10 protein-coding genes and 1 other RNA gene are annotated in these 12,659 nt (G+C 71.5%); 2 read left to right on the top strand and 9 right to left on the bottom strand.

Going from position 1 to position 12,659, the window contains the following annotated elements; translation table 11 throughout:
• Positions 1 to 297 precede the first annotated feature (297 nt).
• The 5 genes from ssrA to ftsE all read right to left on the bottom strand — a co-directional run bounded on the left by ssrA (position 298) and on the right by ftsE (position 4,316).
• Positions 298 to 687: a transfer-messenger RNA gene (ssrA, locus tag ABT085_RS18115) on the bottom strand.
• Between the two features lie 133 nt (positions 688 to 820).
• Positions 821 to 1,363, bottom strand: a complete 543-nt coding sequence (gene smpB, locus ABT085_RS18110) for an SsrA-binding protein SmpB (RefSeq protein WP_351608281.1) — start codon at positions 1,361 to 1,363, stop codon at positions 821 to 823.
• A gap of 69 nt (positions 1,364 to 1,432) precedes the next feature.
• Complete coding sequence (locus ABT085_RS18105) at positions 1,433 to 2,602, bottom strand: S41 family peptidase (RefSeq protein ID WP_351608279.1); 1,170 nt, start codon at positions 2,600 to 2,602, stop codon at positions 1,433 to 1,435.
• A 67-nt stretch (positions 2,603 to 2,669) separates the two neighbouring features.
• Positions 2,670 to 3,590 carry a permease-like cell division protein FtsX gene (gene ftsX / locus ABT085_RS18100; RefSeq protein WP_351608276.1) on the bottom strand — a complete coding sequence of 307 codons (921 nt, stop codon included), beginning with the start codon at positions 3,588 to 3,590 and terminating at the stop codon, positions 2,670 to 2,672.
• Between the two features lie 36 nt (positions 3,591 to 3,626).
• Positions 3,627 to 4,316, bottom strand: coding sequence for a cell division ATP-binding protein FtsE (gene ftsE, locus ABT085_RS18095; RefSeq protein ID WP_351608273.1), 690 nt, complete (start codon positions 4,314 to 4,316; stop codon positions 3,627 to 3,629).
• 263 nt (positions 4,317 to 4,579) lie between these two features.
• Between ftsE and ABT085_RS18090 the strand changes: the two genes are divergently transcribed.
• Positions 4,580 to 4,771, top strand: a complete 192-nt coding sequence (locus tag ABT085_RS18090; RefSeq protein ID WP_152885102.1) for a hypothetical protein — start codon at positions 4,580 to 4,582, stop codon at positions 4,769 to 4,771.
• Positions 4,772 to 4,876: 105 nt separating this feature from the next.
• Here the strand turns inward: ABT085_RS18090 and ABT085_RS18085 are convergent, their stop codons facing one another.
• From ABT085_RS18085 to ABT085_RS18070, 4 genes are all read right to left on the bottom strand, one after another.
• On the bottom strand, positions 4,877 to 5,644 hold the full coding sequence (locus ABT085_RS18085) for a hypothetical protein (protein WP_351608270.1): 768 nt from the start codon (positions 5,642 to 5,644) through the stop codon (positions 4,877 to 4,879).
• A 305-nt stretch (positions 5,645 to 5,949) separates the two neighbouring features.
• Positions 5,950 to 7,053 (bottom strand): peptide chain release factor 2, encoded by a 1,104-nt coding sequence (gene prfB / locus ABT085_RS18080; protein ID WP_351608268.1) that lies wholly within the window; start codon positions 7,051 to 7,053, stop codon positions 5,950 to 5,952.
• Positions 7,054 to 7,229: 176 nt separating this feature from the next.
• Positions 7,230 to 8,474 carry a serine/threonine-protein kinase gene (locus ABT085_RS18075; RefSeq protein WP_351608265.1) on the bottom strand — a complete coding sequence of 415 codons (1,245 nt, stop codon included), beginning with the start codon at positions 8,472 to 8,474 and terminating at the stop codon, positions 7,230 to 7,232.
• 143 nt (positions 8,475 to 8,617) lie between these two features.
• On the bottom strand, positions 8,618 to 10,306 hold the full coding sequence (locus ABT085_RS18070; protein ID WP_351608262.1) for a serine/threonine-protein kinase: 1,689 nt from the start codon (positions 10,304 to 10,306) through the stop codon (positions 8,618 to 8,620).
• Between the two features lie 416 nt (positions 10,307 to 10,722).
• Between ABT085_RS18070 and ABT085_RS18065 the strand changes: the two genes are divergently transcribed.
• Positions 10,723 to 12,659: FHA domain-containing protein (locus ABT085_RS18065; RefSeq protein ID WP_351608304.1), on the top strand; the 1,937-nt coding region annotated here is incomplete at its 3' end.

The raw sequence follows: 12,659 nt of genomic DNA, 5'->3' as shown, positions 1-12,659 counted from the left end.
CACATGTGTGGCGTCTGTGAAGAGCGAGAATGCAGAGGCTCGGTTGCCTCGGAGGCCCGACGATTTCAGGCAGGCTTGGGAGCGCGGCATACTGCCGACGCCTCGGGAGAGCGCACCGGAGCACGAGTCCGGGCGGGGTCCGGCCCTGGTGGCCGCGCCGGCGGACGGCTGGGGTACGGAGCCTCGCGCCGGGGGCATCGGGAAGACGGCGTGGTTCGAGCTGTGCGCTCCGTGCGCAACCGAGCAGGACAAAGGCCCCACCGCTCGAGAGCGGCAGGGCCTTTGTCCACATGGGATGAGTGGAGATGGCGGGAATCGAACCCGCGTCCAACGGTGCAAAAACAGGGCTTCTCCGTGTGCAGTTCGCTGCGCTTTTCTCGGCCCCGGCAATCACGCGAACAAGTCGCCGACGGGCCCAGCCACTGTTTGATTTCCCATCCGACCCCGTGACCGGGCCAGATGGTTTAGTTCCCTAGATTATGCCAGGATCCGGGTCGGGAACACTCCCGGGCTGACACCCATTAAGGGTCCTTCACTCACTGTTTATTAGGCAGCGAGGGCGAAGGACTGGGAATCGCTCTTAGAGTTGGCGATTATTTTTTTGCGACATATGGTTTACGAGATCATTGCCGCTTCCTCGACACGCTTCCCCTGATTCAACATCCGCTGTCGAAACCGATCATCCCCATGTTGTTTTTTCAAACCCCTCCGAGGAGGGCCCTCCGGAGAGGGTGTGCACCCGCTGTGAGGTGCAGTGCCATCGTACGGGACCAACGCGCACCGATGCCACTGTATTCCCTGCCGGCGCATTACCCGCCCGCTACGCGCCCCGCTGCTTGCGCTTGGCGGCCGCGATCGCGCGGTCGCTCTCCCTGCGGTCCTGCTGCTCGCGCAGCGTCTGCCGCTTGTCGTACTCCTTCTTGCCGCGCGCGAGCGCGATCTCGGCCTTGGCCCGGCCGTCCTTGAAGTACAGGGCGAGGGGCACGATGGTGTGTCCGGTCTCCTGGGCCTTCGCCTCCAGCTTGTCGATCTCCTCGCGGTGCAGCAGCAGCTTGCGCTTGCGGCGCACCGAGTGGTTGGTCCAGGTCCCCTGGCTGTACTCGGGGATGTGGGCGTTGTGCAGCCACGCCTCGTGCCCGTCGATCTGCACGAAGCCGTCGACCAGCGAGGCCCGGCCCTGCCGCAGCGACTTCACCTCGGTGCCGCTCAGGACGAGGCCCGCCTCGTAGGTGTCGATGATCGCGTAGTCGTGCCGGGCCTTCTTGTTCTGCGCGACGATCTTGCGCTTGCCGCCCTTCTCGCCATCCCTGGCTTTGGCGGCCGTCCCCTGCTGCTTCTGCTGGGACTCTTTCGGTACGTACATTCCCTTGGACATAGTGCTTGTCATTTTCGCACTACACAGGGGTGGGAGGGAAAGTCGATTCCCGCAACGTCACGTGGTGTCGCCCAGACCGCTGAGCACGGTCTCCGCCCGGGTCAGCGCCGTGCTGTCGGCCTCCACGTCGGGTGCGATGCCCTTGCCGTCCACGCCACGGCCCGACGGGGTGCGGTAGTGCCCGACGGTCAGCTCGGCGACGGAGCCGTCCGGCAGCCTGCTCGGCATCTGCACCGAGCCCTTGCCGAAGGTCCTGGAGCCCACCACGACCGCCCGGCCCCGGTCCTTGAGCGCCCCGGTGAGCAGCTCGGCCGCGCTCATGGTGCCGCCGTCGACGAGCGCGACCAGCGGTCTGGTGGTGTCACCGCCCGGGTCGGCGTGCAGGGCCCGCTCGGCGCCGTTCACGTCGTACGTGGCGACGAGGCCGCCGTCGAGGAACGCGGAGGCGGCGGTGACCGCCTCGGTGACCAGGCCGCCGGAGTTGCCGCGCAGGTCGAGGATGATCCCGGAGCCGGCCGGGGCCTGCCGCACCGCGGCCTGGACGTCGTCGCCGACGCCCTTGGTGAACGCGGCGACCGTGATGACGGTGACGCCGCCCACGGCCTTCTGCACGGTCACGGAGTCGGTGGACAGCGTGGCCCGGCGCAGGGTCCGGGACCAGGTGTGCGTGCCGCGCTCCAGACCGAGGGTGACCTCGGTGCCGGCGGCCGCGTCCGTGGCGTCGCCGCGCAGTAAGGAGACGACCTCGGTGACCGGACGCCCGTCGACCTTCTCACCGTCGACGCTGCGCAGCCGGTCGCCCTTGGTGATCCCGGCGGAGGACGCCGGGGACCCCGCGGCGACCTTGGTCACCTCGATCCGGCCGTCCCGCTCGCGCCGCGCCCACAGGCCGACGCCGGTGTACTGGCCGTCGAGGGCCTCCTCGAACTCCTGGTACTCCCCCTGCGAGTACACCGCGCCCCAGCGGTCCCCGCTGCGGCTGACGGCGCGCTCGGCGGCCTCCATGGGGGACTTGCCCGCGGCCATCGCCTCGGCGGCCGCCCTGGCGACGTCCTCGTGGTGGCCGGCGGTGTCGGCCGGTCCGGCCGCGCCCGCGGCGCCCTTCGGGGCGGGGTCGGGGAAGGAGCCCGTGGCCGCACCGGCGGCGAGCACGCTCGCGAACACCAAGGTCAGGGCGGCCCCGCGGCCGAAGCGGCGGGGCTGACAGAACGGGTCACGACCTGACATGGCGGTGAGTCTAGGACAACGCAAAGGGCCGTACGGACGGTTGTCCGTACGGCCCTTTTGGCATGTGTCACACCTTCAGGTACTTGCGCAGCGCGAAAAACGCGGCAAGCGCGGGCATCAGCAGACTCGTGGCGAGGATCAGCGGGAGCTTCGTGAGGACCGCGTCCCAGCCGATGAAGTTGATCAGATTCAGCTTCTGCGACAGGGCCAGACCGTGGTCGATGATGAAGTACCGGGCGATCACCAGGAATCCGCAGGCGACCGTGCCGCCGATGAGTCCGGCGACGGCCGCCTCCATGATGAACGGCGCCTGGATGTAGAAGCCGGAGGCGCCGACGAGCCGCATGATCCCCGTCTCACGCCGGCGGCTGAACGCCGAGACGCGCACGGTGTTGACGATCAGCATCAGCGCGACGACGAGCATCAGCGCCATCACCGCCCGTGCGGCCCAGTTCATGCCGTTGAGCAGCCCGAAGAGGTTGTCCAGGATGCCCTTCTGGTCCTGCACTGACTGCACGCCGTCACGCCCGTCGAAGGCGGTCGCGATGACCTGGTACTTCTCCGGGTCCTTCAGCTTGATCCGGTACGACTCCTGCATCTGGTCCGGCGTGAGGGAGCTGGCCAGCGGTGAGTCGCCGAACTGCTCCTTGTAGTGCTTGTACGCCTCGTCCTGCGACTCGTAGGTGACCTTCTGCACGACCGAGGTCATCTTGTCCAGGTCGGCGAGGATCTGCTTCTTCTGGTCCGAGGTCACGGCGCCCTTGGCGCAGTTGGGGTCGGACTCGGCGTCGCTCTTGTTGCAGAGGAAGACCGAGACGTTGACCTTGTCGTACCAGTAGCCCTTCATGGTGCTCACCTGGTCGCTCATGAGGAGCGAGCCGCCGAACAGGGCGAGCGAGAGGGCGACGGAGACGACGACCGCGAAGGTCATCGTCAGATTGCGGCGGAGACCTACACCGATCTCCGACAGAACGAACTGGGCGCGCATGGCGTCTGGTTGGGCCTTTCGGGGTGGACGGTGCGGTCAGTGCTGGTAGCCGTAGACGCCGCGTGCCTGGTCGCGGACGAGGCGGCCCTGCTCCAGCTCGATGACGCGCTTGCGCATCTGGTCCACGATGTTCTGGTCGTGGGTCGCCATCAGCACCGTCGTACCCGTCCGGTTGATCCGGTCGAGCAGCTTCATGATGCCGACGGAGGTCTGCGGGTCGAGGTTGCCGGTGGGCTCGTCCGCGATCAGCAGCTTGGGCCGGTTCACGAAGGCCCGCGCGATGGCCACGCGCTGCTGCTCACCGCCGGACAGCTCGCCCGGCATACGGTCCTCCTTGCCGCCGAGCCCGACCAGGTCGAGCACCTGCGGCACGGACTTGCGGATCTCGCCGGGCGACTTGCCGATGACCTCCTGCGCGAAGGCGACGTTCTCCGCCACCGTCTTGTTGGGCAGCAGCCGGAAGTCCTGGAAGACCGTCCCCAGCTGGCGGCGCATCTGCGGCACCTTCCAGTTGGAGAGGCGTGCGAGATCCTTGCCCAGGACGTGCACCTGGCCGTGGCTGGTCCGCTCCTCGCGGAGAACCAGCCGCAGAAAGGTGGACTTCCCGGAGCCGGAGGACCCCACGAGGAACACGAACTCGCCCTTCTCCACCTCGAGGGAGACATCCCTCAGTGCGGGGCGGGTCTGCTTGGGGTAGACCTTGGAGACATTGTCGAATCGGATCACGGATGCACCACGGGTCGCCGGGGGTAGATGAGCGTGACCATACGCGACCCGGGCGCGCAAGCGCAGGCTCCGGTCATGGTTGCGTGCTGGATGTGTGCTTTTGTGCGGGCGTTTTCCGTCACAGCGGCAGGCCTGCCGGAGCGGGTGTCGGGGCAGCATAAAGGGGGCCGCGCCGAATTCGGCGGAACCTGGCACAGTGGGAGGGGAACGTTCTCGCTTCGGAGAACGTTGTGTAGGTGAACCGGTGCGAGGAGGGTGAGCGCATGACGTACGACCGGCTGGTGTGCGCGAACTGCGCGGCGCCCGTGAACGAGGGCCGATGCCCCGTGTGCCGCGCGAACCGTGAGCGGCTGCAACAGGAGAACTTCCTCGCAGGCATGAACCCGATGACGCTGATCGCGCTGCTGGCGGTGCTGATCGCGGCGGTGGCGCTGCTCGCGCACCAGACCGTGTAGGCACGGTACACAGCTCGCACGAAGGGCCTGGAACGATGGCTTCGTTCCAGGCCCTTTCTCATGTCCGTGTACGGGCGCGCACGTTCCGTACGGGATCGGTCACCGTCAGACGGCAGCGCCGCCACGGCCGCCCGCGAGACGCGGCAGCACGCGGAAGGCGACACCACCGGCGATCATCGTGGCGGCACCGATCAGCAGGAACGCGGTCTGGCCGGCACCGGTCTCGGCGAGCTGCTCACCGTTGCTCTGGGCCGCGGTGTTGGACGCCTCCGAGGTGTCGGTGAGAGCCGAGGAGCCCTCCTCCTGCGCGGAGTTGTCGTTGCCGTTGGTGCCGGTGTTCTCGTTGCCGCCGGTGGCGGAGCCGCCACCGTTCGCGTTGGACCCGCCGTCGGTGTTCGAGCCACCGTTCGCGTTGGACCCGCCGTCGGTGTTCGAGCCACCGTCGGCATTGCCACCATCGGCATTGCCACCGTCAGCGTTGCCACCGTCGGCATTGCCACCGTCAGCGTTGCCGCCGTCAGCGTTACCACCATCGGCATTGCCACCATCGGCATTGCCGCCATCGGCATTGCCACCGTCAGCGTTGCCACCATCGGCATTGCCGCCATCGGCATTGCCACCGTCAGCGTTACCACCATCGGCATTGCCACCATCGGCATTGCCACCGTCAGCGTTACCACCATCGGCATTGCCACCGTCAGCGCCGCCGCCCGTGCAGCTCGGGTCGACCACGATGTCGCAGGGATCGTCGCCGACGGCGGTGACGCCGAGGTCGAGGGCCGAGGCGGCGCCGGCCACCGTCAGCGAGGCACCGGCCGCGATCACGGCACCGGCGGCTATCCGCGCGAAGCGGATACGCGTCTTCTTGGTCATCTGATTGCTACCCCCAGTAGCCGATCGTCAGTGAGGGCCGCGTACGGGGGCGGTGATCAACGGGGACGGCTGAGAAGTTCGCCGCGCCCCCGGTTCACATGCGCCCCAGAGATACGCATGCCGCGCTTTACCCTTCCCACTTTTCAAAGCAACGTCAAGGCCGTTGCGCGTGCGATGTCCTCGTACGGGGCCTATGCCGGACCCTGCGGGCGAGAGTGTGACGAAAAGCCCAGTCACCGGGGCAGAGAAAAGGCAACTGCCGCCTGTTCGGCGGCAGTTGCCTTGTCGACAAATCGTTCCGTCGGTTACTTCTCCTGCTGCTTGCGCCAGCGAATCCCGGCTTCGAGGAAGCCGTCGATCTCACCGTTGAACACGGCCTCGGGGTTGCCGACTTCGTATTCGGTGCGCAGGTCCTTGACCATCTGGTACGGGTGCAGCACGTACGAACGCATCTGGTTGCCCCAGGAGCTGCCGCCGTCCTTGAGGGCGTCCATCCTGGCCCGCTCCTCCTGGCGCTGCCGCTCCAGCAGCTTCGCCTGGAGAACGTTCATGGCGGTCGCCTTGTTCTGGATCTGCGACCGCTCGTTCTGGCAGGAGACGACGATGCCGGTGGGGAGGTGGGTCAACCGGACCGCGGAGTCGGTCGTGTTGACGCCCTGGCCGCCGGGGCCGGACGACCGGTAGACGTCCACCCGCAGCTCGGACTCGTCGATCTCGATATGGTCGGTCTGCTCGACGACGGGCAGGATCTCCACGCCCGCGAAGGAGGTCTGCCGCCGCCCCTGGTTGTCGAAGGGGGAGATGCGCACGAGACGGTGCGTGCCCTGCTCGACCGAGAGGGTGCCGTAGGCGTACGGGACCTGCACGGCGAAGGTGGTCGACTTGATGCCGGCCTCTTCGGCGTACGACGTCTCGATGAGCTCAGTCTTGTAGCCCTTCTGCTCCGCCCACCGCAGGTACATCCGCTGGAGCTTCTCCGCGAAGTCGGCGGCGTCGACGCCACCGGCCTCGGCGCGGATGTTGACGAGGGCCTCACGGGAGTCGTACTCGCCGGACAGGAGCGTACGGACCTCCATCTCGTCCAGCGCCTTGCGGACGGCGGCGAGCTCGGACTCGGCCTCGGTACGGGTGTCCGGGTCGTCCTCCTCCTCGGCCATCTCGAAGAGCACGGCGAGATCGTCGATCCGTCCGCGCAGCGCCTCCGCCTTCCTGACCTCGGCCTGGAGGTGGGACAGCTTGCTGGTGATCTTCTGCGCCTCGTCCGGGTTGTCCCACAGGGACGGCGCGGCCGCCTGCTCCTCGAGCACGGCGATGTCTGCCCTCAGCTTGTCGAGGTCCAGAACGGCCTCGATCGACTCCATGGTCGAGGAGAGGGACTTGAGCTCTTCGGATACATCGACGACTGCCACGCATCCAGCGTAACGGCTCCGCCGGGCGACGAGCGCCGGGGCAGGAGCGAGCCCGCCCCGGCCGGGACGGGCCGGCCGACGGGCGGGGCCCTGCGGACCGGTCCGGCCGGGTCCGGTCGGGTCCTGTCCGGTCGGGTCCGGTCCGGGCGGGGCGGGTCCCGTCCGGACCGCTCAGGTCACGGCGTCTGCGGGGCCGAGTGCTTCGAGTCCTGGGGCGTCCCCGCGTCGTCGTCCCCAGCCGTCGCCCACCAGGTGCCGACCCCGACCGCGGCCACGAGGACCACCGCGGCCGTCCCCAGCGTCACCCGGCGTCTGCGCGCCGAGGCCCGGTGGCGCGCGGATCCGGGCCGGGGCGCCCCCGCGGCCCGCGGCACGCGCGCCGTGCCCAGGGCGCCGCCCGCGAGCTCGTCCGGGCCCGGCACCCGCATCGAGGTGTGGGTGTCCCGGTTGGAGTCGGGCTTCGCGCCCGGCACCAGGGGTACGGCCCCGCGCCGGCGCGCGGCGCGCTCACCGCCGGGCGCGGACGGCTCCCCGGCCTCGTCCGTGGGGGCCTCGCCCGGCTCCGCGTCCGGCTCGTCCACGTCGAGCGGCGGCATGCCGGCCAGCGTCGGCAGCTGCTCGCGCAGCCGGGCCGCCAGCTCCGAGGCGCGCAGCCGCGAGGCCGGTGCCTTCGCCAGGCACTGCACCATCAGCTGCCACAGCTCGTCGGGGATGCCCGGCAGCGGCACCACGGTCTCGGTCACGTGCCGGCGCAGCACCGCGCCCGGGTGCCCGCCCCCGAAGGGCGTGAACCCGGCCAGCAGCTCGTAGAGCACGGTCGCGAGCGCGTAGATGTCCACCGCCGCCCGCGGCGGCAGCCCCTCGACGATCTCCGGCGCCAGATAGTCCGGCGTTCCGATGATCTTCGTGGCGCGAGTGCGCTTGGGCGAGTCGATCAGTTTGGCGACCCCGAAGTCCGTCAGGAGCGCCGGATGCGCGCCGCCCGGCCCCAGCGGGCCCTGCATGTCCAGCAGGACGTTCTCCGGCTTGACGTCCCGGTGGACGACCCCGGCGGCGTGCGCGGCCGCGAGTCCCTCCGCCACGTCCGCCACGATGGCCACCGCCGCCTCGGGCGCCAGCCTGCGTTCCCGGTCCAGCCGGGTGCGCAGATCCGTGCCGCGGACGAGGTCCATGACCAGTGCCAGGTCGTTCCCGTCGACGACGAGATCCCGCACGGACACCACATGGGGATGTTCGAGGCCCAGCAGCGCCGTGCGCTCCTGGACGAAGCGGCCCACGAGTTCCTCGTCGGACGCGAGGTCCTCGCGCAGCAGCTTGATGGCGACGGGCCCCTCGGGCCCCTCGCCCAGCCACACCGTGCCGGCGCTGCCGCGCCCCAGGATCTGGTGGGCGGCGTACCGGCTGCCGATCTTCCGTGCCAAGGCTGCTCCTACGGACGCGTGTTGTCGCTAAAACTACGCGTCCGGCGAGCCAACCTTCACCGCCGAGGCGGAAATCACCTGTCCGGTGTCGACAAATCCCCAGACAGACGGCCGAGGGCCGACCCGACGGGCCGGCCGGGCCGTCAGTTGCCGCTGCCGCCGGTCGGCGCGCCGCTGTTGCCGAGATCCCCGATCCAGCCGGACACCTGGTTGTACATGTGCTCGATCTGGCCCCAGAAGCTCCGGGTCGTGCCGATCCACTCCTGGAGCGGGCTCAGCTCCCAGATCAGCCATCCGGCGACGAACAGGATGACGATCGTGAACAGGCACCCCTTCAGACAGCCCAGACCCGGGATCTTCATCGGGTTGGCGCCGCGCTGGCGGGGCTCGCGCGGTTCCGGGGCGGGCCGCTGCGGCTGGCGGGGCTGCTGAGGCGGCGCGTACTGCTGCGGCTGCCGGGGCTGCTGCTGCGGCTGCTGGTACCCGTACCCCTGCTGGTACCCCTGCTGACCGCGCTGCGGCTGCCGCTGCTGGGGCTGCTGCTGCGGCTGCCGGGCCGGGCGCGGCGCGGGCTGCTGCGGGCGCGCGGCCTGGCGCTGCGGGCGGCGCCGCAGCGGGTCCTCGCCGGGGTCGAGGTACTGGACCTGCGTCTGCTCGTTGCGGTCGCGGGCGGCCCGCAGCTGGGACTGCCAGGGGTGCGGCTCCTGCGGGCCGCCCGGCTGCTGTCCGGGCTGGTGCGGCGGCACCGGCGGCATGACGGCCGTCGGGTCCGCCGCGCCCCTGTTCGGCAGTACGGCGGTGGGGTCGGCGGCGCCCGCCGGGCCCCCGGTGTGCGGCAGGAAGCTGGTCGCGGCGTTCGGGTCGTACATCCCGGGCGCCTGGCCGGTGGGCAGCACCTGGGTGGCGTCCGCGGATCCGGGCACCACGGAGGGCGCCAGCAGGGACCCGACGGCCTCCGCGGCGGCGATCTGCGCGGAGTTCGCGTGCACGCCGATGCCCTCGGCGACGACCCGCAGGGCGTGCGCGAGGTTCACGGCGCTCGGCCGTTCGTCCGGGTTCTTGCGCAGGCAGCGCTCGATGACCGTCCACAGCGGGTCCGGCACCGTGGAGGGCCTGCGGGGCTCGGCGCTCAGGTGCTGGTGCAGCACCTCGAGCGCGGATCCGCCACCGAACGGCGGACGCCCGGTGACCAGCTCGTACAGCAGGATGCCGGCGCCGTAGATGTCGACGGCGGCGGTCTGCGGGCGGCCCTCGGCGGACTCCGGGGCGACGTACGCGGGCGTGCCGACGAACTCGTGGGTGCGGGTGAGGCCGGGTGAGTCGGCGAGGCGCGCGATGCCGAAGTCGGTCAGCATCGGGTGCATCTGGCCGCCGTTCTGCCGCAGCAGGACGTTGGCCGGTTTCAGGTCGCGGTGCACCACGCCGTCGGCGTGACTGGCGGCGAGCGCGTCCGAGATCTGGGCGGTCAGCAGGGCCGCGGCGACGGGTGAGAAGGGCCCGTTCTCGCGCAGGTAGCGGTGCAGGTCGGGGCCGTCGACGAGGTCCATGACCAGCGCCAGCAGATCGCCCTCGACGACCAGGTCGCGGACCTGGACGATGTTCGGATGGGTCAGCCGGAGCAGCACCGACCGCTCCCGAAGGAACCGCGTCACGACGTCCTGGTCGTTCGCGAGCTCCTCCTTGAGGACCTTGATCGCGACGGTTTCGCCGGGCTGGCCGGGCACGGCCGCCTCGGCGCCCGCGGTCTCACGCTGGCGGGCTCGCCAGACGGTGCCCGTGGCGCCGCGTCCGAGCGGCTCCTCGAGCAGATACTTGCTGCCTACCGGCCGCACGTCATGTGCTCCCTGCTGCTTGCCTGGTGTTCCGGCCCAACTGTCGGATGTTCCGACCCACTCTAGTGCCGCCCTGCCCGGCACCGGGATGTCGTCATTCTGTGGGTCTTACGTACCTGCTCCCGTACATGTTCGAAGGAAAGACGCTCGGTGGGGTCACCGTGGTTGCCGTAAGCGAACGTGACCGATCTCAAGCGGTCGCCCGCACGGTCCGGGTCAGGCACTTTTGCGGGCAGAGCCGACCAATCAAGATCACTTGACGATGGGTGGCGGGCGCATTGTCGGTGGCAAGTGCGAGGATGCCCCCAGTACTGGCCGACGTGCTCGTGCGGGGTGGGGGAAGTCCGCGGTGGGGGACCGCGGCAGGTTTCGTCCTCGCCCGGCGGGCGCCCGCGCAGAAGGGACCGCTGACGGCGATGCAGATCCGGCTGACCGTCGTAGACCCACTGGGTCCGCCCTCCGATCCGCGGGGGCGCGCCACCGCCCGCGACGTGCTGGTCACGGCGCCCGCGGGCACGGCCCTGGCGGCGGTGGCGGCGGCGCTGTCCTCGGCGGTCTCCGGCGAGGCGGGCGGCTCCGCGCACGAGCGCCCGCGGGAGTCCGCGGGCGGTCCCGTGGTGCTGTACGCCGGCGCGGAGCGGCTGGACTCCCAGCGCTGCACGCTGGGCGAGCCCCCGCTGATCGACGGCGCGGTGCTGTCCCTGGGCGCCCCCGCCGAGTCCGAGCCGCACCCCGAGATGGACGACGCCCCGGCCCAGCTGCACGTGGTGGCGGGCCCGGACGCGGGCGGGGTCCATCTGCTGCACGGCGGCCCGGTGAACATCGGCCGCTCCGCCGACGCCGACGTCCCGCTCGACGACCCGGACGTCTCCCGGCTGCACTGCGCGGTCACGCTCGATCCCGACGGCCGCGTCTCGGTCGCCGACCTCGGCTCCACCAACGGCACCGCCCTGGACGGCACCCGGGTGCACGCCCGCCCGGTGCGCTTCACGCCGGGCGCCCTGCTGCGCATAGGCGAGTCGGCACTGCGGCTGGCGCCCGCCGGGGGCCCCGGGGCGAGGGTGGCGACGACGCCCGACGGCGAGGGGCATGTACGGGTCGCCTGCGGGACCGGGGGCGAGTCCTTCGCCGGTGACGGCCAGGACCGGGCCGGACACCGCGCGGCCGCCCCGGACGCGGGCCGCACCGGCCGGTCCGCCGTGCCCGCGCAGGCCCAGGGAGCGCCGGACACCGCGGCCGGCGGCGACACCGCCGAGACGGGCACCGGCCACGCCTACGGCTCGGTGAGCTGGGGCGCCTCGGGGACCGCGCCGGGCGCCCGCGCCCACGGCCCGGTGGAACCCCCGGCCGTGCCGGTGCAGGGCGGGGCCCCGCTGATCGAGAACCACGGCGCCGTCCAGGGCGGCGGCCCGGCGCACGGCACGGGCGACGGCGGCGACACCCACGGCGGCCGGACCGGGCCGGACGGCTACGGCACCACGGACCCCGGCACCTCCGGCACCGACCGTTCGAGCACCGACCTCTCCGGCACCGACCGCTTCGGCGGTGGCGGTACGGCGGACGCCGTCCGGTCCGGGACCGGCCCCGGCGCGGACGCCGACCCCGCGCCCCCGCACCCCTTCCACACGCCCCTCTCCCCCGCCCCGCACCACGGCGGAGCGCGCAGGCGTTCCGGCGGCCTGACCGGGTGGGCCCGGCGCCTGGCCGGCGGCCGCGGCACGCCGGACCCGGCCGGGACCGGCGTGTACGACGCACAGCCGCAGGGCGGGGCGACCGCCCCGTCCGCGCTGTCGCCCCGCAGACCGGACACCTGGCCGGACCCGGCCGCCCTGCTGCTGACGGCGCTGGGCCCCGGCCCCCGGCTGTGGGAGCGCGGCCCGGGGCACCCGGAGACGCTCACGGTGCGGCTCGGCACCACCGACCGGACCGCGCCCGACGGCTCGGGTCCGCTGCCCGCGGTGCCGGTGACCGCCGATCTGCGCGAGGCGGGTGCGCTGGGCCTCGCCGGGCCGCGCCCCCGGCTGTCCGGGCTGGCGCGCGCGGTCGTGGCGCAGCTCACCGCGCTGCACTCCCCGGACAACCTGGAGATCGTCCTGCTCAGCGCGGACCGCTCCCGCCCGGTGGAGGAGCGCGCCGCGGAGTGGGCCTGGCTGGGCTGGCTGCCCCATGTGCGCCCGGCGCACGGCCAGGACTGCCGGCTGCTGCTCGCCTACGACCGTGAGCAGGCCGCGGCCCGCACCGGGGAACTGCTGCGCCGGCTGGCGGACCACCCGCAGGAGCCGGCCCCCGCGGCCCACCCGTCGCAGCCGTACGGCCGGCCGGCCGTGCCCTCTCCCCGGCGCCCCTCCTGGGC

Source organism: Streptomyces sp. NPDC002265 (assembly GCF_040296125.1).
Classification (GTDB): Bacteria; Actinomycetota; Actinomycetes; order Streptomycetales; family Streptomycetaceae; genus Streptomyces.
This window is presented reverse-complemented; position numbering and strand designations above follow the sequence as displayed.